Annotated in this window: 24 protein-coding genes; 18 read left to right on the top strand and 6 right to left on the bottom strand. The window is 71.4% G+C overall.

Going from position 1 to position 26,332, the window contains the following annotated elements; genetic code table 11:
* Positions 1-40: 40 nt before the first annotated feature.
* Positions 41-880 (top strand): PaaX family transcriptional regulator C-terminal domain-containing protein, encoded by an 840-nt coding sequence (locus tag ACFWRO_RS25690; RefSeq protein ID WP_384513652.1) that lies wholly within the window; start codon positions 41-43, stop codon positions 878-880.
* A gap of 19 nt (positions 881-899) precedes the next feature.
* Here the strand turns inward: ACFWRO_RS25690 and ACFWRO_RS25685 are convergent, their stop codons facing one another.
* The 3 genes from ACFWRO_RS25685 to ACFWRO_RS25675 all read right to left on the bottom strand — a co-directional run bounded on the left by ACFWRO_RS25685 (position 900) and on the right by ACFWRO_RS25675 (position 5,553).
* Positions 900-2,480 carry a carboxylesterase/lipase family protein gene (locus ACFWRO_RS25685; RefSeq protein ID WP_384513650.1) on the bottom strand — a complete coding sequence of 527 codons (1,581 nt, stop codon included), beginning with the start codon at positions 2,478-2,480 and terminating at the stop codon, positions 900-902.
* Between the two features lie 13 nt (positions 2,481-2,493).
* The gene (locus tag ACFWRO_RS25680; protein ID WP_384513648.1) at positions 2,494-3,840 is read right to left on the bottom strand and encodes a M20/M25/M40 family metallo-hydrolase; all 1,347 of its coding nucleotides are present in this window, start codon (positions 3,838-3,840) and stop codon (positions 2,494-2,496) included.
* Positions 3,841-3,927: 87 nt separating this feature from the next.
* Positions 3,928-5,553, bottom strand: a complete 1,626-nt coding sequence (locus tag ACFWRO_RS25675; RefSeq protein WP_384513646.1) for a carboxylesterase/lipase family protein — start codon at positions 5,551-5,553, stop codon at positions 3,928-3,930.
* Between the two features lie 406 nt (positions 5,554-5,959).
* On the opposite strand from ACFWRO_RS25675, the gene ACFWRO_RS25670 reads away from it, so the two are divergent.
* The 8 genes from ACFWRO_RS25670 to ACFWRO_RS25635 all read left to right on the top strand — a co-directional run bounded on the left by ACFWRO_RS25670 (position 5,960) and on the right by ACFWRO_RS25635 (position 14,149).
* On the top strand, positions 5,960-7,135 hold the full coding sequence (locus tag ACFWRO_RS25670; RefSeq protein WP_384513644.1) for an ABC transporter substrate-binding protein: 1,176 nt from the start codon (positions 5,960-5,962) through the stop codon (positions 7,133-7,135).
* 1 nt (position 7,136) lies between these two features.
* A complete protein-coding gene (locus tag ACFWRO_RS25665) occupies positions 7,137-8,015 on the top strand; it encodes a branched-chain amino acid ABC transporter permease (protein WP_384513642.1) in 879 nt (292 codons plus the stop codon).
* Entirely contained in the window at positions 8,012-9,016 is a 1,005-nt protein-coding gene (locus tag ACFWRO_RS25660; RefSeq protein ID WP_384513640.1) for a branched-chain amino acid ABC transporter permease, read from the top strand. The genes ACFWRO_RS25665 and ACFWRO_RS25660 overlap by 4 nt, the downstream gene beginning before the upstream one ends.
* The gene (locus ACFWRO_RS25655) at positions 9,013-9,774 is read left to right on the top strand and encodes an ABC transporter ATP-binding protein (RefSeq protein WP_384513638.1); all 762 of its coding nucleotides are present in this window, start codon (positions 9,013-9,015) and stop codon (positions 9,772-9,774) included. The genes ACFWRO_RS25660 and ACFWRO_RS25655 overlap by 4 nt, the downstream gene beginning before the upstream one ends.
* A complete protein-coding gene (locus ACFWRO_RS25650; protein ID WP_384513636.1) occupies positions 9,771-10,478 on the top strand; it encodes an ABC transporter ATP-binding protein in 708 nt (235 codons plus the stop codon). Before ACFWRO_RS25655 ends, ACFWRO_RS25650 begins: the two co-directional genes overlap by 4 nt.
* A 44-nt stretch (positions 10,479-10,522) precedes the next feature.
* Positions 10,523-10,939 carry a VOC family protein gene (locus ACFWRO_RS25645; RefSeq protein ID WP_384513634.1) on the top strand — a complete coding sequence of 139 codons (417 nt, stop codon included), beginning with the start codon at positions 10,523-10,525 and terminating at the stop codon, positions 10,937-10,939.
* A gap of 118 nt (positions 10,940-11,057) precedes the next feature.
* Positions 11,058-12,269: a 4-hydroxybenzoate 3-monooxygenase gene (locus ACFWRO_RS25640; protein ID WP_384513632.1), complete on the top strand. Its 1,212-nt coding sequence runs from the start codon at positions 11,058-11,060 to the stop codon at positions 12,267-12,269.
* Positions 12,270-12,415: 146 nt separating this feature from the next.
* Positions 12,416-14,149 (top strand): methyltransferase, encoded by a 1,734-nt coding sequence (locus ACFWRO_RS25635; protein WP_384513630.1) that lies wholly within the window; start codon positions 12,416-12,418, stop codon positions 14,147-14,149.
* An 87-nt stretch (positions 14,150-14,236) separates the two neighbouring features.
* On the opposite strand, the gene ACFWRO_RS25630 is transcribed toward ACFWRO_RS25635, so the two are convergent.
* Both ACFWRO_RS25630 and ACFWRO_RS25625 read right to left on the bottom strand, forming a co-directional pair.
* On the bottom strand, positions 14,237-14,575 hold the full coding sequence (locus ACFWRO_RS25630) for a thioredoxin family protein (RefSeq protein ID WP_384513628.1): 339 nt from the start codon (positions 14,573-14,575) through the stop codon (positions 14,237-14,239).
* 102 nt (positions 14,576-14,677) lie between these two features.
* Complete coding sequence (locus ACFWRO_RS25625; RefSeq protein ID WP_384513626.1) at positions 14,678-15,952, bottom strand: MFS transporter; 1,275 nt, start codon at positions 15,950-15,952, stop codon at positions 14,678-14,680.
* 166 nt (positions 15,953-16,118) lie between these two features.
* Here ACFWRO_RS25625 and ACFWRO_RS25620 point away from each other — a divergent pair, with 166 nt between their 5' ends.
* The 7 genes from ACFWRO_RS25620 to ACFWRO_RS25590 are packed head-to-tail and all read left to right on the top strand — an operon-like array spanning position 16,119 to position 22,805.
* Positions 16,119-17,141, top strand: a complete 1,023-nt coding sequence (locus ACFWRO_RS25620) for an ABC transporter substrate-binding protein (RefSeq protein ID WP_384513624.1) — start codon at positions 16,119-16,121, stop codon at positions 17,139-17,141.
* Complete coding sequence (locus ACFWRO_RS25615; RefSeq protein WP_384513622.1) at positions 17,131-18,300, top strand: FecCD family ABC transporter permease; 1,170 nt, start codon at positions 17,131-17,133, stop codon at positions 18,298-18,300. Before ACFWRO_RS25620 ends, ACFWRO_RS25615 begins: the two co-directional genes overlap by 11 nt.
* Positions 18,297-19,106, top strand: a complete 810-nt coding sequence (locus ACFWRO_RS25610) for an ABC transporter ATP-binding protein (protein ID WP_384513620.1) — start codon at positions 18,297-18,299, stop codon at positions 19,104-19,106. Before ACFWRO_RS25615 ends, ACFWRO_RS25610 begins: the two co-directional genes overlap by 4 nt.
* A gap of 14 nt (positions 19,107-19,120) precedes the next feature.
* On the top strand, positions 19,121-19,990 hold the full coding sequence (locus tag ACFWRO_RS25605) for a Rossmann-like domain-containing protein (protein ID WP_384513618.1): 870 nt from the start codon (positions 19,121-19,123) through the stop codon (positions 19,988-19,990).
* Entirely contained in the window at positions 19,987-21,030 is a 1,044-nt protein-coding gene (locus ACFWRO_RS25600) for a GHMP kinase (RefSeq protein ID WP_384513616.1), read from the top strand. Before ACFWRO_RS25605 ends, ACFWRO_RS25600 begins: the two co-directional genes overlap by 4 nt.
* Positions 20,951-21,985, top strand: coding sequence for a pyridoxal-phosphate dependent enzyme (locus ACFWRO_RS25595; RefSeq protein ID WP_384513614.1), 1,035 nt, complete (start codon positions 20,951-20,953; stop codon positions 21,983-21,985). Before ACFWRO_RS25600 ends, ACFWRO_RS25595 begins: the two co-directional genes overlap by 80 nt.
* Before the next feature lie 37 nt (positions 21,986-22,022).
* On the top strand, positions 22,023-22,805 hold the full coding sequence (locus ACFWRO_RS25590) for an SAM-dependent methyltransferase (RefSeq protein ID WP_384513612.1): 783 nt from the start codon (positions 22,023-22,025) through the stop codon (positions 22,803-22,805).
* A gap of 32 nt (positions 22,806-22,837) precedes the next feature.
* Here the strand turns inward: ACFWRO_RS25590 and ACFWRO_RS25585 are convergent, their stop codons facing one another.
* Complete coding sequence (locus ACFWRO_RS25585) at positions 22,838-24,790, bottom strand: amino acid transporter (RefSeq protein ID WP_384513610.1); 1,953 nt, start codon at positions 24,788-24,790, stop codon at positions 22,838-22,840.
* Positions 24,791-24,975: 185 nt separating this feature from the next.
* On the opposite strand from ACFWRO_RS25585, the gene ACFWRO_RS25580 reads away from it, so the two are divergent.
* Both ACFWRO_RS25580 and ACFWRO_RS25575 read left to right on the top strand, forming a co-directional pair.
* Entirely contained in the window at positions 24,976-25,623 is a 648-nt protein-coding gene (locus tag ACFWRO_RS25580) for a class I SAM-dependent methyltransferase (RefSeq protein ID WP_384513608.1), read from the top strand.
* Between the two features lie 10 nt (positions 25,624-25,633).
* Positions 25,634-26,287, top strand: a complete 654-nt coding sequence (locus tag ACFWRO_RS25575) for a hypothetical protein (protein WP_384513606.1) — start codon at positions 25,634-25,636, stop codon at positions 26,285-26,287.
* Positions 26,288-26,332: the final 45 nt, after the last annotated feature.

Below are 26,332 nucleotides of genomic sequence, written 5' to 3'. Positions count from 1 at the left end.
GGCTCGGTAGGATCGCGACCGCGTACGACGGAAGGCGATCATGGCGGACAGTCCCCTCAGGCCCAGCTCGTTGATCAACACGGTCTACGGGGCGTTCCTGCGACGCCTCGGAGGCTGGATCTCCGTCGCCGACCTCATCACCCTGATGTCGGAGCTGGACGTCGACGGCCCGGCGGCGCGCTCGGCGATCTCCCGGCTCAAGAAGAAGGGCGTACTCGAACCGGAGCGCCGCGGCGCCACCGGCTACCGGCTGAGCCCCGCCGCGCGACCCGTCTTCGACGAGGGTGACCGGCGGATCTTCGGCAGCCTCGAGCCGGCGAAGCTCAGCGACGGCTGGGCGATGGCCGTCTTCTCCGTACCGGAGTCCGAGCGCTCGTACCGCTACCAGCTGCGCACCCGGCTGACCTGGCTCGGCTTCGGCAACATCGCCCCCGGCGTGTGGCTGGCACCCGGCCGGCTCCTCGGCGACGCCCGCGAGATGCTCGTCCGGCGCGGGCTCAGCGACTACGTCCACCTGTTCGCCGCGGACTACGCCGCCTTCAGCGACCTGCCCGGGACGGTCAGCTCGTGGTGGGACTTCCCGGCGATCCAGCAGCAGTACGCCACGTTCACCGACGCGTACGGCCCCGTCGCCGCGGGACTCGCGCGGCAGCGCGACATCGACGGCGCCGAGGCCTTCCGCCACTACGTCCCGATGCTCACCCAGTGGCGCCGCCTGCCCTACCTCGACCCGGGCCTGCCCAGCGAGCTGCTCCCCGCCGACTGGAACGCGGTCGTCGCGCGCCAGATCTTCCAGCAGCTGCACGACGTACTCGCCCCACCGAGCCTGCTGCACGTCCAGCAGGTCACCGGCCTGGCAGAGGCGCCGTCCGAGTCCTAGCGCGCCGCTCCCCACGTCGTCAGAGACCGGACTCCGCGTGCCAGATCCGGCGGGACGCCGCGAGCGGGTCATCGACGACCGACGGTTCGACGTCCCAGAGGCGGGCCGTCGGCCGCTGCGTAGTGAAGGGCGACCAGCCGGGATCTCCCGAGGTGGCGAAGGAGATCCAGGAGGCGCGGAGCTGTTCCGACAGGTGCGTGAAGTCCTGGGACGGGGCCTTGCCGCCGAACAGGAAGCCCGACAGCGGCCCCCGTGTGTGGCCGAACGTCGCCGGGATGTCCATGGTGTGGCAGGCGCCGAGGGCCCCGCCGAACGCGGGACTGCTCCAGGTGAAGTCGTACAGCCACGCCCGCCCGCCCGCCGCGGCGTGCGCATCGGCCAGCCACGTCGCGGGCATCCGGAAGAGCGCGTCCGAGAACACGGTGACGTACAGCTGGGCGTCGGTCAGGCCCGGGTGGGCGGCGCGGTACTCGGCCGCCGCCCCACGGCCGAGCCCCAACCCCTCGGTGACGGCCCCGAGGTCGAGGTCGCGAACCTTCGCCGAGGGCTGCGCCGGCTTCCGCGATGCCCGCTCGCGGAATCCCGCGCGTGCCGCGGCGAGCATCATGGGCATGGCCTTGACCATCGCGCCGAGCTTGATCTTGACGAGGCCGCGTTCCATGGCGAACAGGGTGAACTCGTCATGCGTGTATCCGGAGATGAGGTCCACGTCACGCGCGCACCCTGAACGGACGGCCAGCCACGGCTTGTCGACCACGGTGATGCCGTCGATGACGGGCGAGAACGCGGTGATCGCCTCGGGAGTCGTCCAGTTCGCCGGCTCCGCCCGCATCGCGGGCAGTGCCACGTCCTGTACCGCCAGCAGCGCCTCGGGCGGTACGGAGGCCAGACCGTCGAGGCCCACCCCGACCGCTTGCGCCGTCATCACGGCGATCCGCCGGGCCTCCTCCTCGGGCAGGAAGCGTCCGGCCATGCTCTGGACGATGGCGCGCCGGAACAGACCGCGCGCGGCAGGCGCGGACAGGAGGGCGGCGACGGACGCGCCTCCGCCGGACTCGCCGAAGATCGTCACGTTGTCCGGGTCGCCGCCGAAGGCCGCGATGTTCTCCCGTACCCATGTCAGGGCGGCGGCCTGGTCGAGGAAGCCGCGGTTGGCGGGTGCTCCCGGTACATGGCCGAATCCCTCGAATCCGACGCGGTAGTTGAACGTCACCATGACCACGCCGCCCCGGGCGAGCACTTCGCCGTCGTAGCCGGGATCCGCGGAGTAGCCGGTCTTCCAGCCCCCGCCGTAGATCCACACCATGACCGGCAGCCGGTCACCAGCGCCCCCCGGGGTCCAGACGTTCACGCTGAGGCAGTCCAGGCCGTCTTCCGGTCGCCAGGCCGGAGGCATTCCGGGAACCAGTGGCAACTGCGGCGGTGCGACGCCGAAGGACGTGGCCGGGCGGACACCGTCCCATGCGGGGACCGGGGCCGGCGCCCGGAACCTCCGGGGTCCGTCCGAGGGGAGGGAGTAGGGGATGCCCTTGAAGACGGACAGTCCGTTCTCGGCTGTTCCTTCGATCTTGCCGGTCAGGGTCTCGATGACAACACCCATGGCGTGGCTCCGTTCATGTCGAGAATCTGAGGACCGCGTCGAGCAGGCACTTCCCGCCGAACATCAGGTCGGATATCCGGGCGTGCTCGTCAGGGGCGTGGATGAGTCGCATGATGTCCGCGTCACTCGCGGAGGGAAAGAATCCGACGACCTTCGTGTCGGGGAAGGCGCGGGCGTCCGTGGCCGCCGGATTGATGTACGGCAGGACACGCGCGCCCGGTTCGTGGGCGGCGACCGTGTCGCCCAGGACCCGCAGGATCTCCGGGTCGTCGTGGCCGGCGTGGCTCACCCTGCCGTGCAGCAGCGACACCTCGACACGGTCTCCGGCCGCCCTCTGGACCTCCTCCACCCACCGATCGGGCAGCTCACCCGGCAGCAGGCGGCCGTCGAGGACCACGCTCGCCTCGACGGGAACCACGTTCTGCCGGTGCCCCGCGGCCAGCATGGTGGGCGTGGCGGTGTTGTGCAGCCCGGCGACGACGAACTCCCGCAGGACGGGGTCGATGGGCAGGCCGTTCGCACCCGCCCAGGTCGGCTCCTCAAGCAGCCGCCCGATCGCCTCCGCGCCCGCGCCCGGGTGCAGGTCCGCCAAGGTACCCAGCATGCGCCGCGAGGCCGGATGCAGCACCGACTCCGGCGCGAACGCGCGCAGCCTCAGCAGGGCCTCGGCCAGCGTGAAGACGGCGGACTGCGCGCGCGGGACGGAGGCGTGACCACCCGGCCCGCGCGCGGTGACCCGCATCCGGGCGCTGCCCTTCTCGGCCACCTGCACGGTGTACACAGGCCCGCCGGGCGTCATGAAACGCTGCCCGCCGCCTTCGTTGAACGCCAACTCCGCCTCGACGAGACCGCGATGGTTCTCCCAGAGCCAGTACGCCCCCAGTCGGCTGCCGGCCTCCTCGTCGGCGGTGACCACCATCAGCACATCGCGGGTCAGCCGGAACCGGTGCGCGGCGAGGAGCTGCATCACCAGCAGGCTCGCGGCGACCTGGCCCTTCATGTCGAGTGCCCCACGGCCCCACACGCGGCCGTCGGCCACCTCGCCCGAGAAGGGCGGACGGCTCCACCCCTCGGGCCCCGCGCCCACCACGTCGGCGTGGCTCAACAGCATGAGCGGCGGCTTCTGTCCCGAACCGGGCAGCCGGGCGACGAGGTTGGCCCGTCCGGGCTCGGACTCCAGGACGGTGTGTGCGATGCCGGAGCGGGACAGCTCGCGGGAGAGGTGGCGTGCGACGGCGATCTCATTGCCCGGCGGGTTCGAGGTGTTCAGGCGGATCAGCGCCGAGAGGTGGCCGACGAGGTGCTGTTCCTGGTCGGCCCAGGAAAAGGGCAGCGGCATCGGCTCGGGTGGGGTGGACATCTACGCTCCGGGGTTCCACGGTCGTGTGAGCCCCCGTCCGGGAGCGGCTGCCGCTCCCGGACGGGGGCCGGGACTACCGACAGCTCGTCACCGACGCTGGTGCAGGCGCCGCCAGTAGCCCGCGAGGTCGCCGACGGCGGTGGTGACCGAGTCGAGGGCCATCGTGGTGCGGGACTCCCGGTCGTAACGGTCCCACTGGGGCATGGGGTCGTGGTTCGGGTCGCCGGTGCGGATGAAGGAGATCCAGGACGCGTGCATGGTCTCGGCGAGACCGTCACGGACCCTGGGCGCAAGACCTGCCAGGAAGGGCGCCTGCGACCACTTGTCGAAGTTGTTGAAGGTGAACGGCAGCTCCAGGCAGTGCGCCGCCGCGAGCCGGCCGCCGTGCGCGGGCGTGGGGAGGTTGAACTGGTACGCCCACACCGGCCGCCCGCGGGCCGCCCGCTGTTCGGCCAGCGCCACGGCCGGCATGCGGAACAGGTCGTCGGTGATCAGGTCCATGAGCACGTCCACCGGGCGGGCACCCGGCCGGGCCTCCTCGTACGCGGTGTACGCCTGCTCCGCCCGGCTCCCGAAGGTGTCCCGCACTCTGGCGAGCACCTGCTCCCTGGTCGCGGCGGCGTACGGCTCGCTCAGCGCGAAGGCGAAGTTGGCCTCCTCCCTGGTCCAGCCGATCAGGACCTCGATGCCCGCCCCGGCACCACTCAGCAGCAGATCGGCCGGGTCGCGGTCCAGGGTGACCCCGTCGAGCACCGGCAGGTACGGGGTCGACCAGTAACCCCACCGTGCGGTGCGCCCGAACATCTCGATGGTCGCGGCGTTCAGGCGGGGCCAGGGCACGGCCCGTAGTTCCGCCACGTTCTTGGCTCCGAGGATGTCCAGGTACGCGGCGGTGCGCTGGAGGGACTCGGCGCGGGTGGGGATCTTCAGCCCGAGCGGCGGGCTCTGCAGGATCGCGCGCCGGAACAGCGGGCGTCCCTTGGTCTGGGCGCCGGCCAGCGCCGCGACCGACAGCGCACCGCCGGACTGTCCGGCGACGGTGATGTTGTCCGGGTCGCCGCCGAACGCGGCGATGTTCTCCCGTACCCAGTTCAGCGCGGCGAGTTGGTCGGTGAGCCAGAAGTTCCCGCCGGCGCCGTCCTCCCCGAAGTAGAGGTAACCCAGCGGTCCGAGACGGTAGTTGATGGTCACGACCACGAGGTCGCCGTTGCGGGCGAAGGTCTCGCCGGAGTAGTTCGGCATCGAGCCGGATCCGGATATGAAGCCGCCGCCGTGGATCCACACCATCACCGGCCGCTTGGCGCCACCGGCTCCGGGGGTCCAGACGTTGAGCGTGAGGCAGTCCTCGTCGAAGGGGGGAGAGCCGTGGGTGCCGAGCACCTGGTCGCCCCCTTCCCGGTAGAGCTGCGGTGCGCTCGGGCCGAAGGCGGTCGCGTCGCGCGTTCCCTGCCACCCGGGATGGGGCTGAGCCGGCCGCCAGCGGAGGGCGCCGACCGGCGGCGCCGCGTAGGGCACCCCCTTGAACACGGCGAGACCTCCTTCGGTGCCTCCGCGAAGCCGGCCCGCGGGCAGCTCCACGACGGGCGATTCCACGCCCGCTCGCGGGGCAGCAGCCTGCGCCGTGTGCCCGCCCGGCACACCGGCGATGAGTGCGGCGCCGGCCAACACCCCGCTGTTCCTGAGGATGTTTCGCCGTGATGGATCGTCGGTCATGGTGCTTCACTCCCTGACGGATCGAGGGCTCGCCGCCCCAGCGATATCGAGCAAAATTGACGGTGGCCATTGTTAAGGCACATGCGAATCCAAGGTCAAGGGGCGAGCCGCAACTTCGGGCAGTAATGTCGAGATCTCTTGACGAGCGTCGCAATGTCGCGATAGATACGTGTCACCTCAGGTACTGCCCCAGGGGGACGAGAGCCCGTCGAAGAGTCGGCGGTCGGCGCTCAGATGCGCCTCGGACACCGGCGGCGGCTTCGATCCCACCCGGTCGGCGACGCGTCGGGCATCCAGGCCCGCGCCCGGCCGCCCCGGAACGGTCCACATCGGTCGGCGTCCCCCACACCATCCGCATCAGCAACATCCGGTCCGCCAGGTCCGGTTGACAACGTACGGAGTCACCATGGCAGGTCGATTTCGCCCCGTAGCTCTCATCACCGTCACCACGGGCCTCTTGCTGGCCACGGCGTGCGGTGGTTCCAGCCTCGGGAACGGCGACGGCAAGCAGCAGAGCGGGCCGGTGAAGATAGGGCTCCTCGTCCCGCAGTCCGGGATCTACAAGGCGCTCGGCGACGACATGAAGCAGGGCTTCGAGCTCTACGTCCGACAGCACGGCGGCAGGCTCGGCGGCCGCGAGGTGGAGATCGTCGTCGCGGACGAGGGGGAGACCGCCGACTCGGGCAAGGCGGCGGCGGAGAAGCTGGTCAAGCAGGACCGGGTGCTCGCGGTCAGCGGGGTGGTGAGCTCGGCCACCATCAACGGGGTCAAGGACCTGTTCGAGACCAGCAAGGTCCCGCTCGTCGGCTCGAACGCCTCGCCGACCAACCTCTCCGGGACCGAGTACATCTGGCGCACCTCGTACGTCAACGACGAGCCCGGCAAGGCGCTGGGCAAGCACGTCGCCGAGAAGGCCGACGGTCCCGTCTTCCTCATCGCCGCGGGCTACCAGGCGGGCAAGGACGAGGTCGAAGGCTTCAAGTCCACCTTCCTCCCCGCCGGCGGCAAGATCGCGGGCGAGGAGGTCTACACACCGTTCCCCGGCACCAAGAACTTCCAGCCCTACCTCGCACAGATCCAGAACTCCGGAGCGAAGGCGGTGTTCTGCTTCTACGCCGGCGGTGCGGCCGTCGACTTCGTGAAGCAGTACCGGGACTTCGGACTTGCCGGCAAGATCCCCCTCTACGCGCCCGGTTTCCTCACCGAAGGCGGCGTACTGAAGGGGCAGGGAGACGCGGCCACCGGCATCCTCACCGCGCTCAACTACAGCGCGGACCTGGACAACGCCGCCAACAAGAAGTTCGCGCCTGCCTACCGGTCCGCCTACGGCACGGCCCCGACCACGTACGCGATGGCGTCATGGGACGCGGCGCAGGTGCTCGACAAGGCGATCAAGGCCGCCGGTGGCACCGTGACCCCGGAATCGGTCAACGCCGCGATCGCCACGGTGGGGGACATCGACAGCCCGCGGGGCACCTGGCGGTTCAACGGCGGCGGCACACCGATCCAGCCCTGGTACCTGCGCGAGGTCAAGCAGGGGGCCAACACCGTCGTCGGCGACCTCGGCCGGCTGGGCGGCTGAGATGTTCGGATGGCTGGACGGCAACGTCGTCAGCGTCGTCGACGGAGTCGCGTTCGGACTGCTGCTCTTCACGATCGCGGTCGGCCTCTCCCTGGTCTTCGGCATGATGGACGTCCTCAACCTGGCGCACGGCACGCTGTACCTCGCCGGGGCCTACATCGCCTACACCCTGTCCGACGGCAGCGTGACGGGTCTGCTCCTCGCCCTGACGGCCGGCGCCCTGACGGGCGCCCTCGGGGGAGCGGCCCTGACACTGCTCACCCAGCCGCTGGCCCGGCGTGGGCACCTGGACCAGGCGGTGCTCACGCTGGGCATCACGTTCATCGTCGCCGACCTCCTCGCCGCGACCTTCGGCGGCGAGGTACTGCCCACGGACCCGCCGGCGCCGCTGCGCGGGACGGTGGACCTCCTCGGCCACACATATCCCGTGTACAGGCTGGTGTTCATCGGCGTCGCGGCGGGTCTGGCTCTCGTCGTGTACCTCGTCTTCGAACGCAGCTCGCTCGGCGCACTCGTACGGGCCACCGTCGCGGACCGGGACATGGTCCGCGCGCAGGGCGTCGACATCCGCAAGGTGCTCTACGGAGTCTTCGCGTTCGGCGCCGCCCTGGCGGCGGTCGGCGGGGTCCTCGGCGCACCGATCCTCGGCCCCGGGCCGGGCGTCGACGAAAGCGTCCTCGTCCTCTCGCTCGTCGTCGTGGTCGTCGGCGGCCTCGGATCCGTGCGCGGAGCGCTCGCCGGGGCGCTGCTCATCGGCCAGGTGCAGACACTCGGCGTGGCACTGCTCCCGGAGTACGCCCCCTTCCTCCTCTTCGGCACCATGCTGCTGGTGCTCGTGTTCCGCCCGCACGGCCTCGTCTCGTCGGCGGTGCGCACATGAGCACTCCCCGAACCGCCGGCACCACCGGCGCTGTCCGTACCGTTGGGACCGTCGTACGGCGGCTCCCTGTCGCCGCCGTCCTGCTCGCGCTCACGCTGGCCCCCTTCCTCCTCGGCCCGTACGCCATCGGCACCCTGTCGCGGATCCTCGTGTTCGCTCTGCTCGCCATGAGCGTGCACCTCCTCACCGGCCTGACCGGACTGCCGACCCTCGGCCAGTCGGCCTACTTCGGCGTCGGCGCCTACACCGGGGCGATCGTCGCCACGAGACTCACCGACGTCGGGACACTCCAACTCCTCATCGCCGCAGGGGTTTCCGCGCTGGTGGCCGTGCCGACCGGGTGGCTCGCCGTCCGGGCCCGCGGCGTGGTCTTCCTGATGCTGACACTGGCCATCGGCGAGATCGCCTACAGCGCCGCCGTCAACTGGAAGTCGCTGACCAACGGCACCGACGGAGTGTCGGGCATCCCGCCCGTCGTACCGTTGCCCGGCATGCCCGCGCTGGAACTCGACGGGCTGGTCTACTTCTATGTGCTGACCGTGTTCCTGCTGCTCTTCGCGGCCGTCACCCGCCTGGGCAAGACACCGTTCGCCCTCGCCCTGCGCGGCATCCGCGACAACGAGGCCCGTATGAAGGCGATCGGCTACCCCACCCGGCGGTACGCCCTGACCGTCTACTGCGGCGCCGCGGCGCTCGCCGGCGCCGCCGGTTCGCTGTGGGTCTCGGTGCAGCGCTTCGTCTCGCCGGGCGACGCGGGATTCGAGATCGCCGCCCTGGCCCTGCTGGCCGTCGTCATCGGCGGCTCGGGCTCGCTACGGGGGACGTGCGCCGCGGCCGCCCTCATCTGGCTCACCCGCGACTACCTCGGAAACCTCGAAGCGGTCGCCGGACGCGGGCCGTTGCTGCTCGGGCTGCTCTTCGTCATCGCCGTCTACACACTGCCCCGCGGACTGGCCGGCGTACGGCTTCCGCACAGGCCGACCCGGAAGAAGGCGGCGTGACCGATCGCGATCTACTCGAACTACGCCAGCTGTCAAAGCACTTCGGGTCCTTCACAGCCGTCGACGAGGTCTCCCTCGCCGTGCGGGCCGGCGCGCGACACGCTGTCATCGGCCCGAACGGCGCGGGCAAGTCGACCCTGTTCGGCCTCGTCTCCGGCACCCTGCCCGCCAGCTCCGGATCCATCCTCCTCGACGGACAGGACGTGACCCGGCTGCCCGTGCACCGCAGGGTCGGGCTCGGCGCCGCCGCGACCTTCCAGCACTCCAGTCTCTTCATGCGGGAGACCGTGCTGGAGAACGTCCTGCTCGCCGTGTTGCGCCGGACCGGTACGGGACTCGGCGGCTGGCGCAAGGTGAGTGCCCGCGCGTCGGCGATCGCGCAGGCCCGCACGTTGCTCGAACGCGTGGGCCTGCCCACCCGGCACGACCTCCCGGCGGCCGAGCTCTCGCACGGTGAACGGCGGCAGCTGGAAGTCGCCGTCGCGCTGGCCACCGAACCCCGGCTGCTGCTCCTGGACGAACCGGCCGCCGGCATGTCGCCGGCGGAGACGGAGCGGCTGACGGAGCTGATCGCCGCCCTGCCCCGGGAGGTGACGGTCCTCCTCATCGAACACGACCTCGACATGGTCTTCGAACTCGCCGACACCGTGAGCGTCATGCACCTCGGCAAACACCTCAAGACCGGCTCCCCGGACGAGGTGCGGGCCTCCGCCGAGGTCCAGAGCGCCTACCTGGGCACCGTGGAGGTCTCCTCGTGAAACCGTTCTTCAGCGTGCGCGACCTGCGCTCCGGTTACGCCGGGGGCGTCGTCCTCGACGGTGTCGACCTCGACCTCGAACCGGGCGGAATCCTCGCCGTACTCGGGCGCAACGGGGTCGGGAAGACCACCCTCATCTCGACCGTGATGGGTTTCGTCCGGCCGTACGGAGGCAGCGTCACCGTCGACGGCCGGGAGATCGCCGGGGCACGCGTCGATGTGATCGCCTGCGCCGGCGTGGGTGTCGTACCGCAGGGGCGCCGGGTCTTCGCGCCGCTGACCGTGGCGGAGCACCTCGCGATCGCCGCGCGGCGCCCCGCGCGGGGGCCGTGGACCCGGGCCCGGATCCTCGACCTGCTGCCGAGGCTGGGGGAGCGGCTCGGGCACCGCGGTGACCAACTCTCCGGAGGAGAGCAGCAGATGCTCGCGATCGCCCGGGCCCTGCTGGGAAATCCGCGGCTGCTGCTCCTCGACGAGCCGTCCGACGGCCTCGCCCCCGCGATCGTCGCCCAAGTGGGCGAGGTGGTCCGCGAGGTGAGTGCGCAGGGCATGACGGTCGTCCTCGTCGAGCAGAACCTGGGCCTCGCCCTCTCGGTCGCCGAGAACGTGGCCGTCATGCAGAAGGGGCGCATCGTCCACCGGGCGCCCTGCGCGGAATTCGCCTCCCGCCCCGACGACCGGCGGCGACTGCTGGGCGTCGAATGACCGGCCGACCCGACGCACCGCCCCCACCCGGAGGTTCCACCCCCATGAGTCCCACTCCCGATCAGAACCCGCTCTTCTCCGCGCTCGGCCGCATGGTGGTGCTCGTCGCGGACACCGAACCCGCCCTGGCCTTCTACCGGGACGTCCTGGGCTTCGCGGTCCTGCACGACGAGACGGCTGACGGCTACCGCTACCTGCACATCGGCCTGCCCGGCCCGGCACCGGCGGGCCTCTGGCTGATGCCCGCGACCACGGACCAGGAGCGCGACCTGATCGGCCGTCAGTGCGGCGGCCAACCCCTGCTCGTCCTGTACACGACCGACGTGCAGAAGACCGCCGACCACCTGCGCGCACACGGCGTGCGGGTGTGGGACGAGCGAGAGGAGGCCGACAGCCGTTCCCTGCATTTCGAAGACCTGTACGGGAACGTCCTCGTTGCGGTGCAACTGCCCGCCCGATGAAGGTCGCTGATCTCGTCCGCGTCCCTCCCCGGACTGGGGAGAATCCTTTTCGCGTCACGCGCGCATTCGGGTGATATTTGACTGTCCACATATTTTCCAGTGCTTAAGATCCACTGTTGTGACAGAGAGTCAGTACGCCCGGTCCGACCAGGACTCGGCTGATGTGGTCATCCTCGGGGCCGGCCCGGCCGGCCTGGTCCTGGGGAACCTCTTACTTCGCAACGGCATCGACTGTGTCGTGCTGGAACGTGCCGATCGTGAGCACGTCCAGAACCGCGCGCGGGCGGGCTTCCTCGCCGCCAACACCGTGCGGATCCTGGAACGCAACGGTCTGGACGAGGGCCTGCGCCGGCGCGGACAGGAGCACAGCGTCTGTGAGTTCCGTACCGAGGACGGCCGCTTCCGCCTGGACTACCGACAGCTCGGCCGGGGTGAGCCGCACACCGTCTATCCCCAGCACGAACTGGTCTCCGACCTCCTGGCGCAGTACGTCGACGCCGGGGGCCGGATCCGTTTCGGCACCGAAGCCGTCGCCGTATCCGACGCGGACGGCTCCACGCCCACGGTGACCGTACGGGAGGCGGACGGGCGCCCCGGACGGTGGCGGGCACGGTACGTCGCCGCCTGCGACGGCCGCCACGGCGCGGGGCGGCGCTCGCTACCGCCCGGCGCGGTCCGGCGCCACCACCGCGACCACGGCGTGTCCTGGCTGGGGCTTCTCGCCGAGGCGCCGCCGAGCCTGGACGCCGTGGGCTACGCGACCCACCCGCGCGGATTCGCGGGGCACATGGCCCGCTCCGCCGAGATCACCCGCTACTACCTGCAGTGCGAACGCGGGACCCGGGCCGAGGCCTGGAGCGAGGACCGCGTCTGGGACGAACTCGACCTCCGCATGCGCGCGACCGAGTACGGCCCCCTGCTGCGCGGCCGCGTGGTCCAGCGCGCTGTCATCGACCTCGAATCCGACGTGCTCGAACCGCTGCGCCACGGCTCGCTGTTCCTGGTGGGCGACGCCGCCGCCCTCATCAGCCCGTCCGCCGCGAAGGGCGCGAACCTCGCGGTCCTCGAGGCGGAGATCCTGGCCCAGGCCCTGACCGATGCCCTCGCTCACGGCGATCCCGGGCCACTCTCCTCCTACTCGGAGCGCTGCCTGACGCACATCTGGCGTGCGCAGGAGTTCTCGCACTGGATGATCCGCCTCCTGCACGACGTCCCGGATGCCGAGGGCGCCTCCCTCTTCCAGGAGCGCCTGCGCCTCTCCCGGCTCGCCTCGCTGCGCACGTCACGCGCCCAACAGGACTGGTTCGCCGAGAACTACGTCGGCATCTGACCGACTCTTCCGTCCTTCTTCTTCCTCCTTCTTCCTTACTTCTCTTCATTCGTCCCGTTCCGGGCCAGGCCCTGGGCTGCCCGTGCCTGCGCACGGCATGCCCCGGTGCCGGGCGCGGGGCTTCCTCCTTCACACACGGACAGGGAATGCACTCCGAACCTCCCTTCACCATGCCCGCAGCCGCGACCACGACGACGGTGAACGCCGGCTCCGACGCGGAGCGGCTGAGCGCGACGGCCGCATTCGTCCGGGAGCAGGACACGTCCGTCCTGCTCTCACGCGTGCTGCCCGGTCTCGACGGTCCCGAACTGCGGGCGCTGACGGACCAGTGCCGCTTCGCGCACGCCGCCGTGCTCGTGTTCCCGCCCGACGAGCCCTCGCTGCGAAGGGACTTGGCGGCGTGCGGGCTGCTCGCCGACACGCAGACGCAACCCAGTGTCGTCGTGCGCGGACGCCTCGCCTCACGCCACCGCCGCGATCCCTTGGATCTTGACGTAAGGATTCTCCGTCCCCTGGTCCGCGGCCCGGGGGATGAAGACCGGGCGGTGGAGGTGTTCGCGCTGACGGTGCCGCCGGGTTCCGGGCTGTCCGGGATCGCAGCCGAGGAACGCCACCTGGACCACGAGGCGCACCTCGCCTTCGATGTCGCGCGGCCCGACCCGCTGGTGCTGCGCGGGCTGTTGGCGAGCTTCGGGCGGCATGGCGCGGGAGCCGACGGGGGCGGCTACAACCCGCACGAGGACGGCACGGTGTTCTACTTCACGGCCCCCGCCGACACGAAGACGGCGTACCGACGCGTGGAGTTGTACGCGAGCGGCGACCACCGTGACGTACTGACCGAACACCTCGGCCGCTACAACACCCGACCGCGACCGGCGGAAACCCTCCTGTGGCTGCTTACCGGTGCCTGGACCACCCAGGCCCTGGCGGCCTGCGCGCGGCTTCGGCTACCGGAGGCAATGAACGGGCAAACGGGGGTGGACAGTTCGGAGCTGGCGCGGGCCGTCGGTGCCGACCCGCAGAGCCTGGCGACCCTGCTGCGGTACCTCGCCATGCTCGGTGTGGTCTCCGAAGGCCCCGACGGGTTCCGCCTCACCGGCGTCGGCGCACTCCTGGACGCGGAGGCCCCGGGCTCGATGCGGCCCCTGGCGCTGATGTACAGCGGCCCCTTCTACCAGTCGTTCGCGCACCTGACCCACACCGTGCGCAGCGGACAACCGGGCTTCGAGCACCTCTACGGCGAGAACCACTTCGACCACTTCGCCCGCGACCCCGAACTCGCCACCCTCTTCGACCAGTCCATGGTGTCGAGCGCCGCCATGTTCGACGCCCTTCCTGCGCACCCGGTCCTGACCGCCGCCGCCACCGCCCCCGGCCACCCTCGTACCGTGGTCGACATCGCAGGCGGCACCGGAGAACTCCTCGCGCGCATCCTGACCGCCCACCCCGCCCTGCGCGGCATCCTCCTCGAACGCCCCCAGGTCCTGGAGGCGGCCCGCACCTACCTGGCCGCCACCGACGCGGGCGAGCGGTGCGGTTTCCGGGCGGGCGACTTCTCGGACGTACCCCCGGGCGGCGACGTCTACATCCTTTCCCGGGTCCTGCACGACTGGGACGACGACCGCTGCCGGAGCATCCTGCGGCACTGCGCCGACGCCATGCCCCCGCACGCAGACCTCCTCATCGTCGAACGCCTCCTGCCGGCCGACGCCACCCCGTCGCTCGCCACCGCGTGGGACCTCCACATGATGTGCAACACCGGAGGCCGCGAGCGCACGGCCGACCACTACGCCCGGCTGCTCGAAGACCACGGCCTCGAACTCGTCGGCACGACACCGCTCGCCCTGGGCGCCCACGTCCTGCACGCCCGCAAACCCTGAGGCATCGGCCGCACCGCCGCCCGCCGGCCGGGGCCGGCGGGGTCGGCATGCACCACAAGGGCGCGGCCGGGGCACTGCGGCTGCCGCTCAGAGGTGGGCGTCCAGGATCTCCCGTACCTCGGCGATGGTCGTAGGCCCTGTGCCGTGCGCCACCGCCTCTCCCTCCTTGAGCAGGACGTAGGACGGGGCTCCGGTGATCCCGTAGCGTACGGTCGCGGCCGGACAGCGCGTGATGTCGGTACGGACGGCCGTCATGCGGCCCGTGTACTCGTCGGCGATGGCACCCACAACGAGGTCCATCGCCCGGCAGGCCTCGATCGCCTTGGGCCATGTCCCGGTGAAGTACGCGAAGACCGGGACTCGGCTCATCCCGAGGATGAAATCGAACTCCGCGTCCTCACGGGGCTGGTGAACCGGCTTCGCCATGAATGCTCCTGACCTCGCTTCCGTCAATGCCTCCCCATCATCCCCCGCGCGGTGCGACAGGCAGGCCCGGCGGCACCGGCAGCCTCCGTGTCCTCTCCGTTGTCACGCCTTCGTCGCCGGGGCCGTCCGCGCGAAGTGGCGGGCGGTGGGTACGAGCGCCGCTGCGGCCGGTACGAGGAAGCAGGCGGCGGCGCACGCGGCGAGTACGGACGTGACCCCGAACGCGTCGATGGCCGGGGCGATCAGGGCCAGGCCGACGGGCGCGAGGCCGTAGGAGACGAGGAAGTCCAGCGAGGAGACGCGGGCCAGCTTGTCCGGGGCGACCTCGCGCTGAGTGGCCGTGAACCAGGGGACGTTGAACAGCTCGATCCCGATCCCGGCGACGGCGTACGCGGCGACGACTACGACCGGGTGCACGGGCAGCATCAGGCTCAGCGGTGCGAAGCCGTACACGGCGAGCCCGGCGAAGGCCGCCCAGCCCTGCGAGCGCGGCCGCCAGCGGGCGATGACCAGGGCCCCGCCGAGCGCGCCGACGGTGTACGCGGTCATGGCGGCGGCCAGGACCCACTCGGTGTCGTAGCGGTCCCGGCTGATCAGGGGCAGCGCGACGCTGGTGGCGGAGTAGCCGAGGGCGATGACGGCGACGAGGGCGCCCAGTCCGGCCAGGAACCAGGGGTGGCGGCGGGCCTCGCGTATGCCCTCCAGGAACTCGACGCGGAAGCCGGCGCGCGGGGCGGGCTCGGCGGCCGGGTCCGTGGTCGTGGCGTGCGCGGCGGCGCCCTTGCCCGGGACGAGCGCGGCGACCAGCCAGAGCAGGCCGATGCCGAGGAGCAGCGTCCAGACGTCGAGGAAGGCCGCGAGCAGCGCGGTCAGGGCGGGTCCGGCGAGCGTGGAGCTGCGTACCGCCATGGTCATGGCGGCGTTGGCCTGCTGGCGGCGCTCGGGATCGACGGTCTCGGCCGTGAGCGCCTGGAACGCCGGGCGGCAGGCGCCCTGGCCGGCGCCGGCGAGGGCGGCGGCGACCGTCATCAGCACGAGCGAGCGGCCGAGCCCGGCGGCGAGGAGGGGCGCGGCGACAGCCGCCGCGAGGCCGGACCAGAGGACGACCGCGCGCCTGGAGTGCCGGTCGGCCAGTACGCCGCCGACGGCGACGGCGGCGAGGAAGCCGGCGGTGCGGGCGGCGAGGACCAGGCCGAGACCGGCGGCGCCGAGGTCGCGGTGGAGCACGGCGAGCCCTAGGACGAAGGGCAGGGCCCACGTCGCGAGTCCGGAGGCGGTGGTGCCCGTCCACAGGCGCAGGAACGCGGGGTCCCGGAGGACCGAACGCGGGGGTGGGGCATCGGTCTTGGCCGTTGTCGGCACGGGTGTGGTGGCCACGGTGTGATCGCTCCTTGGGGCGGGGGAGGCGGCGGGGGAGCGGCTGGGAAATCCGCACCCCGATGTTCTTAATGAAAATGAATGCCATTACAGTACCCTTTCGAACGCGGCAGTCCTGCCCGGTGCACGACAACGCCCACGCCCGCCCTCCCAGACCGGAGAACCCATGCGCCACCCCGCCCGCCTCGGCATCGCCCTGACCCTCGCCCTCGCCACCGTGGGCTGCTCCACGGCGGCCGACCACGGCTCGAAGGCGGACACCAAACCCGTCGCCAAGGCGGCCTCCGTCACCAGCTGCGGCCGACAGGTGTCCTTCGCCGAGCCGCCCAAGCGGACCGTCGCCCTGGACCAGACCTCGACCGAGACCCTGCTCGAACTCGGTCTCCAGGACCGGATGGCGGGAACCGCCAACCTCAAGACGAAAATCCCCGCCAAGTACCAGGCCGCGTACGCCAAGGTCCCGGTCATCGCACCGAAGATCGCCACTGGCGAGCAACTGCGCGCAGCCACCCCCGACTTCGTCGTCGCCGACTCCACGGAGCTCTACACCAAGGACCGCGCCGGCACCCGCGAGGAGCTGGGCGCCCTCAAGGTCCCCACCTTTGTCAGCGCCGTGGACTGCCCGCAGCAGAACCCGGCCGGCAAGACCTCCTTCGAGCTGCTCTTCTCCGACTACGAGAACCTCGGCAAGGTGTTCGGCGCCGAGGACCGGGCCGGCAAGCTCGCCGCCGACCAGCGCGCCGCCGTGGCCAAGGCCGGGGAGAACGCCGCCAAGGTCCCCCAGGGCGCGGACCAGCCGACCGTGGTCTACCTCTACTCCGTCTTCAACGGCATGCCGTACGTGGCGGGCAAGACCGGCCTGCCGAGCGAGATGAGCCGGATCGTCGGAGCGAAGAACGCCTTCGACGACGTCGACGAGGACTGGCCGGAGGTCTCCTGGGAGGAAGTCGCCGAGCGCGACCCTGACTTCATCGTGATCGGCGACCTGTCCGAGCGCGGCCGGCCCGGCGACAGCGCCGCCGAGAAGCGCACCACGATGACCCGGCACCCGGTGATCTCCAAGCTGGCCGCGGTCCGCGACAACAGGATCCTCACCGTGCCGGGCATCGAACTGGACCCCTCGGTGCGCTCCGTACACGCCCTGGGGCTGCTGGCCGAGGGCATGAAGGACCTCGGGTATGTCCGCTGACCCGGCGCCCCCTAGGGGGCCGGTGGATCCGCTGCTGCCGGCGGCCCGCGGGCGGGTGGTGACGGGCTCCGTCACCACCCGGCCCCTCCCGGCCGGATCCGCCGGGCATCCCGCCGCCGGGCATCCCGGCGCCGGGCATCCGGGCCGGTCCGCGGCGGCCCAGGTGGTCCTCTTCCTCCTCGCCGCGGGCGCCCTGGTGGGCTCGGTGGCGGCGGCCGTGCGTATCGGTGTCGCGGACGTGGGCTGGGCGGACCTGGGCCGGGTCATCGGCTCCCATCTCGGCCTGGACGTACTGCCGTTGGCCCCGCTGGTGGACTCCCTCATCTGGGATCTGCGGCTGCCGCGCGTGCTCATGGCGGCCCTCGTCGGCGCCTCTCTCGCCGTGTGCGGCGCGGTGCTCCAGGCGGTCACCCGCAACGCGCTCGCCGACCCCTACCTGCTCGGTGTCTCCTCGGGGGCGTCGACGGGAGCCGTCACCGTGGTCGTCCTCGGGGTCGGCGCGAGCACGCTCGGGGTCACCGGCGGTGCGCTCGCCGGCGCGCTGCTCTCGTTCGGCCTGCTCCTCGTCCTGCTGCGGCGGACCGGCCTCGACTCCGTACGTATCGTCCTCACCGGAGTGGTGGTCGGTCAGCTCTTCACCGCGCTGACCTCGCTGGTCCTGATGGCCTCGGCGGACGCGGACACCACGCGGGCCGTCACCCACTGGCTGCTCGGTTCGATGGCGCCGGCCCGCTGGGACACGGTCGCGGTCTGCGCGATCGTCGCCCCGCTGGGTCTGGCGGCGGCGTGGCTGTGCTCCAACGCCCTCGACGGGCTCGCGTTCGGCACCGACACCGCGGCCTCCCTCGGAATCGGCGTACGGCGGACGAGGATGTTCCTCCTCGTGGTCACGGCCGCGCTGACCGCGGTGGCGGTGGCCACCGTCGGCGCCATCGGCTTCGTCGGGCTGATCGTCCCCCACGGGGTGCGGTTCCTCGTCGGGCCGCTGCACCGGGTGCTGCTGCCGTACGCGGCGCTGGCGGGCGCGGTGTTCCTCGTGTGGACGGACGCGCTGGCCCGGATCGCGTTCGCACCCCGCGAGGTCCCCGTGGGCGTGATCACCGCCCTGCTCGGCGTGCCGCTCTTCCTCCTCGTCCTGCGCAAGAGGGGTGAACTGTGAGGATCACCGCCGAAGAGTTGAGCTGGTCGGTGGCCGGCACGCAGGTCGTACGGGAGGTCAGCGCGGACATCGCCCCCGGCGAGACCGTCGGACTGCTCGGCCCCAACGGCTCGGGCAAGTCCTCGCTGCTGCGCTGCCTGGCCGGACTTAGGGCGCCCGACGCGGGCACGGTCCGCTACGACGGCGAGTCCGTACGGGACTGGAGCGCGCGCCGCATCGCCCGCCAAGTCGCCTTCGTCGAACAGGACTCGGGCGCCGACAGCGATCTGCGGGTGGCCGATGTCGTGGGCCTGGGGCGCACCCCGTTCCGGGACCGCTGGCGCGGACCGGACGCCGGTGACCGGGCGGTGGTCGCCGCCGCGCTGGAGCGCGTCGGACTCACCGCGCTCGCCGACCGATCCTGGAAGGCGCTCTCGGGCGGCGAACGGCAGCGCGCCCACATCGCCCGCGCGCTGGCCCAACAGCCGTACGCGCTCCTCCTCGACGAACCCACCAACCACCTCGACGTCAAACACCAGTTGGAACTGATGGAGCTGCTGACCGGCACCGACCAGACGGTCCTGGTCGCGCTGCACGACCTGTCGCTCGCCGCCCGGTACTGCGACCGGCTGCTGCTCGTGCACCACGGCCGCCTGATCGCCTCCGGCACCCCCACCGCCGTCCTGACCGCCGAGCGGCTCGCCGAGGTCTTCGAGGTGGACGCCGAACTCACCACCGACGCCCTGGGCAACCCCGCGGTCACCTACCGCGGCCCGCTCGGCGCACAAGACCCGGCGAAGGCGCCGACACCTCAACCCGCCCTGTGAAGAAGAGACATCCCATGAACCGAACCAGCCCGCTGTCCACCACCGACACTGCCACTGCCACCGCGGCCCCGACCGTCGACGCGCTCATCGAGGCCGTCCTCGCGGGCGAACAAGGCCCGATCCCCTCCGAACTCGTCGCCACCAGCGTGTTCTGGATCCACCACGGCACCCGCCTGGCCGGCGGCGACACCACCTACCTCAACCAGTACGTCCTGGTCCGCCTCGGTGCCTCCTTCGGCGGCTGCGCCTTCGAGGCCGGCGAGATCGATCCGTCGATCTGCCGCGACTCCTCCGGCACCCCGCTCGACGTCCTGTTGCGCGAGGCCCCGCGCCCGCTGCGGATCGCCGCCCTCGACGCCTACCTCTCCGAGACCCGCCCGCACCGCGAGGCCGCCGAGGCGGGCGACGCCGAGCCCATCGCCCTCCCGACCGGCACCCCGGAGGTCCGCGCCAAGGCCCGTGACGCGGCCATCGCCGGCCTCCTGGACATCGAGGAGGGCGCCAAGGTCGGGCTCATCGGTGTCGTGAACCCGCTGGTCGCGGCGATCCGCGAGCGCGGCGGCGAACCGCTGCCCTGCGACTTCAACCTCAAGGCCACCCAGTGGGGCGACCCGGTCACCGCTGACATGCACGAGGTGCTGGAGAGCGCCGAGGCCGTCGTCGCCACCGGAATGACCCTGAGCAACGGCTCCTTCGACACCATCCTGGAGCGCTGCCGCTCCCGGGGCGTCCCGCTGATCGTGTACGCGCAGACCGGCAGCGCCGTTGCCCGTGCCTTCCTCGGCTCGGGTGTGACCGCGCTGTCCGCGGAGCCGTTCCCGTTCTCCCAGTTCAGCGCCGAGGAGACGATCCTGTACCGCTACCGGACGGTGGGCGGCGCGTGATCCCCGCCGCCCGCCCGGCCGTATCCGGTGCCGGTGTCCTTCCCACCGGCACCGGGTACGCCCCCTGCCACCACGGCGAGATCCTCCAGGGCGTCTTCCTCGACGCGGACGGACGCCGGTGCGCGGGATTGGTCACGCTCCCCATGGCGGGCCCCGGCTGCACCGCCGAGTTCGTCCGCCGGCCCGGCACGGCGCCCGAGGCGCTGACCGTCGTACCCGCAGGCCGCACGAAGGCCGCCCGGGCCGCGGCGCTCGCGGTGGCCGAGTGCGCGGAGCGAGCCGGAGCGCGGCCCTGCGGCGGGGAGTTGCAGCTCACGTCCGACATACCCGTGGGGCTTGGCATGGGCAGCTCGACCAGTGATGTGATCGCCGCCGTGCGCGCGGTCGCGGATTCGTACGGGCTGCGGTTGGCGCCCGACACGGTCGCCCGGGTCGCCGTACGGGCGGAGCTGGCCTGCGATCCGCTGATGCTGGACGGCAGCCCGGTGCTGTTCGCCCAGCGAGAGGGCAGGGTCCTGGAGGTCCTGGGCCCGGCCCTGCCACCGCTGGTCGTCGTGGGCTGCACACTCGGCGGGGGCGCACCCGTGGACACGCTCTCGCTGCCCGTGCGGGAGGCGGCCGATACCGACATCCGCGAATTCGAGCGGCTGCGCACGCTGTTGCGCCGCGCCGTGGCCACCGGCGACGCCCACCTGCTCGGCGAGGTCGCCACTGCAAGCGCCCGACGCGGCCAACAGGTCCTTGAACACGCGGAGTTCGATGCCCTGACTGCCATCGCCCGGCGGGTCGGGGCGGCGGGTGTCCAGATCGCGCACAGCGGCGCGGTGGCGGGCGTCCTCTTCGATCCTGCCGCTCCGGGTCTGCGGCACCGCGTGCGCAGCTGCCTGCGCGCCCTGGACGCCCACGGCATCCCCGCCACCCGAGCCTTCACGACCTTCACCACCACCAAGGAGATCCTGAATGGACCAGCACATCGCGGAGGCGATCGGCCGGCCGGACCTGATACGTCTCGACGACCGGCTCGTCTGCCTGCGCTTTGAGACGATGAAGGTGGTCTCCGCGCTCGCGGCGGTACGCCACCTGCTCGACACCGGAGTCGTACGGCGTGGGGACACACTGCTCGACAGCTCCAGCGGCATCTATGCCTACGCCCTCGCCCTGGCCTGCCACCGGCACGGCATGCACTGCCACATCGTCGGCTCGACGACGGTCGACCACACACTGCGCACCCAACTCTCCATCCTCGGAGCCACGTTGGAGCAGATGGAGCCGTGCAGCGACCTCAAGCTCGACCAGAAGCGGCGGGTGGAGCGGATCCACGAGATCCTGGCGGAACACCCCGAGTACCACTGGATGCGGCAGTACCACGACGACATCCACTACCTCGGCTACCGAGCGATCGCCGACCGGATCCGCGAGGCCACCGGCGAGGACCGCCTCACCGTCGTCGGCGGGGTCGGCTCGGGAGCCTCGACGGGCGCCCTCGCCCGCTACCTGCGCGCGGCTGCCGACGGCCCTGCCGACGTCGAGCTCGTGGGCGTCCAGCCCTACGGCAGCGTCACCTTCGGCGCCGAGCACGTCTCGGACCCCGAGATCATCATCGCCGGGATCGGCAGCTCCATCCCCTTCGGGAACGTCTCGCACGAGCTGTACGACACGCTGCACTGGATCTCCTTCGAAGCGGCCCTGGCCGGCAGCGTCGACCTGCTGCGGCGGCACGCGGTCTTCGCGGGCCTGTCGACCGGCGCCGGCTACCTGGCCGCCCGCCACGAACGCGACCGCGCCCCCGAGCGGACGGTCCTCTTCATCGCCCCCGACACCGGCCACCGCTACGTCGACACCGTCTACGCCCGGCACGGCGAGGCCGCACGCATCGCCGACCTCGCGCCGCGCGAGGTGTCCGACCAGAGCGAGCTGGCCCTGCCGTGGTCCCGGATGCACTGGAACCGCGCCGGCCGGCAACATGAAGCCGGGGTCAAAGTGGCGTCAGGGTAGGGGAGTTGTCGCCGGGGTGCTGCGATACGTTGAGGGCGTGACCGACATCGAATCGCGTATCGACACCTCCCGGCCGCACACTGCCCGGATCTGGAACTACTGGACCGGCGGAAAGGACAACTACCCGGTCGACCGGGAGGCCGGTGACCGGATCCGGGAGTTGCATCCCGGGATCGGCGAGTACGCGAAGGCGGACCGGCTGTTCCTGGGGCGGGCCGTGCGGTACCTGGCCGAGAAAGAGGGCATCCGGCAGTTCCTGGACGTCGGGACGGGGCTGCCGAGTGCCGACAACACGCACGAGGTCGCCCAGCGCGTCGCCCCCGACGCGCGGGTCGTGTACGTGGACAACGATCCGCTCGTGCTCGCGCACGCCCGGGCTCTCCTTGTCGGGACGCCCGAGGGGCGGACGGACTACCTGGACGCCGATCTGCGGGACGTCGACACGATTCTGGCCGCCGCGGCGAAGACGCTCGACCTCTCGCAGCCGGTCGCGCTGATGCTGCTCGGGGTCGTCATCTTCGTCGAGGACGACGAGGAGTCGTACGCGATCGTCCGCCGGCTCATGGACGCGCTCGCCCCCGGCAGCCACCTCGTCCTGTCCCACACGGTCACGCACCCCGACATGCCGGACGTCGACGCGGCGGTGGCGTTCTGGAACGAGCACGGCACCCCGAAGCTCACGCAGCGGACCCCCGCCGCCGTCGCCCGCTACTTCGACGGCCTGGAGCTGCTCGAACCCGGCGTGGTGTCCTGCTCCGCGTGGCGGCCGGAGACGCCGACGCCGGACGTCGCGATGTACGCGGGCGTCGGCCGGAAGTGAAGCCGGCGTCGCCCGCCCGCCGTGTCCCCGCCTCAGCCGACGTGGACGCGGGGGCGGCGGTTTCGGTCGGGTTCTGCTTCTCGTAGGACCTCGCGGGTGACCGGCGCGACCTCGCCCTGGCCGAGGAGGAAGAAGCGCAGGAAGTTGGCGAACGGGTTGCCCTCGGTCCACTCGAAGTAGATGTGCGGCCGGGTGCCCGTGAGGTCGCGGGCCTGCAGGAGGAGCGCGGCCAGGGCGTTGGGGACGGACGAGCTCTCCACCGTAAGAACGCGGTAGCGGCCGTGCATGACCTCGCCGCGGACGGTCAGGCCGGACTCGAACTCGGACGGGTCGGTGACGGTGACCTCGACGAAGACGAAGTCCTCCGTGGTCGGGAGGTCGTTGTCGGTCCGGATCTGGTCGATCTTCTCGCGGTACTCGGCGAGGTCCCGGTGGTCGGGCTCGTTGGCGATGAACCGCGGGGTGCGGTGGGAGATGTCGCGGATGAAGCGCTCCGCCATGGAGTCCAGCTCGACGTGAGTGACGCGGAGTTCGAACGCGCGGCCGAGCCGGGAGAGCAGCGAGATCAGGATGATGCCGGCGATGAAGCAGGCGCCGATCTTGACGCCGTCGGGCCGCTCGATGATGTTCACGACGGTCGTGTAGAGGAACACGGCGGAGATGACGCCGAAGCCGATGGTCCAGCCGCGCTGGCCGGCCTTGCGTGCCGCGATCGTCACCGCGATGGCCGCGGAGCAGATCAGGACGAGGACACCGGTCGCGTACGCGCCGCCCTGCGCGTCCACGTCGGCGTCGAAGATCCACGTCACCAGGAACGCGACCAGGGTGAAGACGATGACCATGGGCCGCACCGCGCGCGCCCAGTGCGGGGCCATGCCGTACTTCGGCAGGTAGCGGGGCATGAGGTTGAGCAGCCCCGCCATCGCGGAGGCGCCCGCGAACCACAGGATGAGGATGGTCGAGACGTCGTAGACCGTGCCGAAGGCGTTGCCGAGGTACTCGTGCGCCAGGTAGGCCAGGGCGCGGCCGTTGGCCTCGCCGCCGGGCTCGAACTCCTCGTGGGGGATGAGGACCGTGGTGATGAAGCTGGTGCTGATCAGGAAGACGCTCATGATCAGGGCGGCGGTCGTCAGCAGCTTCTTCGTGCCCCGGATGCGGCCCGTGGGCTTCTCCTCCGTGTCGCCCGGCTCCCCTTCGACGTGCGGCATGACGGCCACGCCGGTCTCGAAGCCGGACAGGCCGAGCGCGAGCTTGGGGAAGACGAGCAGAGCCACACCGATCATGGCGAAGACGTTGCCGTGCTCGGCGGTCAGCGCGGTGGTCCAGTCCGTGACCACATGACCCTCGGTCAGGACGTGCCACAGGCCGCTCACGACGACGACCGTGTTGAGCGCGAGGTAAACGCCGACCAGGGCGGTGGCGACGCCGATCGCCTCCAGGAAGCCCTTCAGGAACACCGCGCCGAGCAGCGCGATCAGGACCATGGTGATGAGGACCTGCTTGTCGTGCAGGGCCTCCGACAGATGCGGGTTCTCCACCAGGTGGGTCGAGGCGTCCGCGGCGGACAGGGTGATCGTGATCAGGAAGTCGGTCGCCGCGAAGCCCAGCAGGGTCAGGACGAACAGCTTGCCCTTCCAGAAGGACAGCAGCCGGGACAGCATCGCGATCGAGCCCTCGCCGCGCGGGCTCTCCTCGGCCACCCGCCGGTAGACCGGCAGCGCGCCGGCCAGGGTCACGATGACGAGCACGACCGTCGCCACGGGGGACAGCAGCCCCGCCGCCAGAGCGGCGATGCCTGGCTGGTAACCGAGGGTGGAGAAGTAGTCGACACCGGTCAGGCACATCACCCGCCACCACCGCTGCCCCTTGTGCACCGGCTCCGCCTGCGCCTTCGGGACGGACGGCCGGCCCTTGCCCATGTCGGACAACCCCTCCAGCATCCACGCGCGCAATCGACTGGTACGCGGTTCGTTCGTGGGGGCCATGGGGAGGTGCTCCTGGTGTGCTGTGGGGGGCGATTTCCGGCCGTCTACGGAACGGCCGAGCCAGCGTAAGGAACGAGTGACCCCTCAGCCCTGACAGGAGTGCAAAGAAAGCGTCAAGATCCATCCGGTCGGCCACCCCCGGGTGCTGCGGTGAGACCTGAGGCGCGGTTACTACTGTTGCGCGCATGACCGACCACGATCCCCTCACCGCCACCCGCGAGGCGTACGACGACGCCGCCTCCACCTACGCGCGGCTGTTCCGCGACTCGCTGCGGGACAGCCCCCTGGACCGCGCGATCCTGGGTGCCTTCGCCGATTCCGTACGGGCGAGTGGGGACGGTCAGGTCGCGGACCTGGGGTGTGGGCCCGGTCATGTCACCGCCCACCTTGATGAGTTGGGGCTGAAGACGTTCGGTGTCGATGCCTCACCCGCGATGATCGAGCTGGCTCGACAGGCCTACCCGCGCCTGCGGTTCGACGTGGGCTCGATGGCCGCGCTGGACATCGCCGACGGCGCGCTGGGCGGCGTACTGTCACGGTGGTCCGTCATCCACACTCCGCCGCCGGAACTCCCTCTCATCCTTGGTGAGTTCCAGCGGGTCCTCGCACCTGGTGGACACCTTCTGATCGGCTTCTCGGCGAGCGAGGACGCGGCTCACCCGACGCAGGTCTTCGACCACTCCGTCGCGCCGGCCTATCGGTGGTGGCCGGATCACCTCGCCGCGCTGCTGCGCGAGTCAGGGTTCGCCGAGGTGGCCCGGATGGTGCGCGAGCCCCAGCCCACCGACCGCAGGCAATTCCAGGAGATCCACCTCCTCGCACGCCTTGCGTAGGGTCGGGGCCATGAACACCGAACTCATGGAGCGGACGGCCACCGCCTGGCACCAGCTGACCGAGTGGCTGCGCGAGCACGCCCCCACCTCGTACGCCTCGATCCTGCCTCCGGCCACCGAGGCCGAGATCGAGGAGGCGGAAGGCCTCCTCAGGCAGTACTGCGGGTTCGGCCTCCCGCCCGAACTGGTCGCCCTCTGGGGCCTGGCCGGAGGGGTGCGGCAGCTCGACATCGAGGAGTACGACGAAGAGGGCGAGGTGGCGACCGGAGGCTTCCTGCCCCACGGGGTGCTGCTCACCCCGGCCCAGTCGATCCGGCCCCGCATGGAGGGCTTCGACGCCCACGGCAAGGACTACTGGGAGGGCGCGGAGTGGGCCGCACCCGTCGGGAACTACAGCGAGGCGACCGACATCGGTCTCTATCTGTCGGCCGACGGCCTCGGCAAGTGGAGGAGCTACGAGGGCCTGTTCATGGAGGACCCGCTCTTTCCGTCGATCGCCGCGTACCTGGAGTCCGTCGTCCGGACGCTCCGCGAAGGACCGGCCGACCTGATGGGCCCCGCCGTCCCCGGCATCGTGTACGGATGCCTCGTCTGGGAGGACCCGCGTTATCCGACGCTCGACGAGACGCTCCCCGACTGGCGGCCCGTCCACCCGGTCGACTAGACGGGTAGGGCCCACCCCGGGTTCTCCGGAGTGGGCCCTACCGCG

The sequence above is a fragment of the Streptomyces sp. NPDC058579 genome, from assembly GCF_042718575.1.
Classification (GTDB): domain Bacteria; phylum Actinomycetota; class Actinomycetes; order Streptomycetales; family Streptomycetaceae; genus Streptomyces.
Note: the sequence above shows the minus strand (reverse complement) of the source record. Positions and strands in the feature narration are given on the sequence as shown.

Coding starts and splice junctions, on each gene's coding strand:
- ACFWRO_RS25670 (WP_384513644.1), top strand. CDS start 5,960: ATGGCAGGTCGATTTCGCCCCGTAGCTCTCATCACCGTCACCACGGGC.
- ACFWRO_RS25660 (WP_384513640.1), top strand. CDS start 8,012: ATGAGCACTCCCCGAACCGCCGGCACCACCGGCGCTGTCCGTACCGTT.
- ACFWRO_RS25690 (WP_384513652.1), top strand. CDS start 41: ATGGCGGACAGTCCCCTCAGGCCCAGCTCGTTGATCAACACGGTCTAC.
- ACFWRO_RS25665 (WP_384513642.1), top strand. CDS start 7,137: ATGTTCGGATGGCTGGACGGCAACGTCGTCAGCGTCGTCGACGGAGTC.
- ACFWRO_RS25630 (WP_384513628.1), bottom strand. CDS start 14,575: ATGGCGAAGCCGGTTCACCAGCCCCGTGAGGACGCGGAGTTCGATTTC.
- ACFWRO_RS25675 (WP_384513646.1), bottom strand. CDS start 5,553: ATGACCGACGATCCATCACGGCGAAACATCCTCAGGAACAGCGGGGTG.
- ACFWRO_RS25580 (WP_384513608.1), top strand. CDS start 24,976: ATGACCGACCACGATCCCCTCACCGCCACCCGCGAGGCGTACGACGAC.
- ACFWRO_RS25595 (WP_384513614.1), top strand. CDS start 20,951: ATGGACCAGCACATCGCGGAGGCGATCGGCCGGCCGGACCTGATACGT.
- ACFWRO_RS25585 (WP_384513610.1), bottom strand. CDS start 24,790: ATGGCCCCCACGAACGAACCGCGTACCAGTCGATTGCGCGCGTGGATG.
- ACFWRO_RS25605 (WP_384513618.1), top strand. CDS start 19,121: ATGAACCGAACCAGCCCGCTGTCCACCACCGACACTGCCACTGCCACC.
- ACFWRO_RS25615 (WP_384513622.1), top strand. CDS start 17,131: ATGTCCGCTGACCCGGCGCCCCCTAGGGGGCCGGTGGATCCGCTGCTG.
- ACFWRO_RS25635 (WP_384513630.1), top strand. CDS start 12,416: ATGCACTCCGAACCTCCCTTCACCATGCCCGCAGCCGCGACCACGACG.
- ACFWRO_RS25680 (WP_384513648.1), bottom strand. CDS start 3,840: ATGTCCACCCCACCCGAGCCGATGCCGCTGCCCTTTTCCTGGGCCGAC.
- ACFWRO_RS25645 (WP_384513634.1), top strand. CDS start 10,523: ATGAGTCCCACTCCCGATCAGAACCCGCTCTTCTCCGCGCTCGGCCGC.
- ACFWRO_RS25575 (WP_384513606.1), top strand. CDS start 25,634: ATGAACACCGAACTCATGGAGCGGACGGCCACCGCCTGGCACCAGCTG.
- ACFWRO_RS25685 (WP_384513650.1), bottom strand. CDS start 2,480: ATGGGTGTTGTCATCGAGACCCTGACCGGCAAGATCGAAGGAACAGCC.
- ACFWRO_RS25620 (WP_384513624.1), top strand. CDS start 16,119: ATGCGCCACCCCGCCCGCCTCGGCATCGCCCTGACCCTCGCCCTCGCC.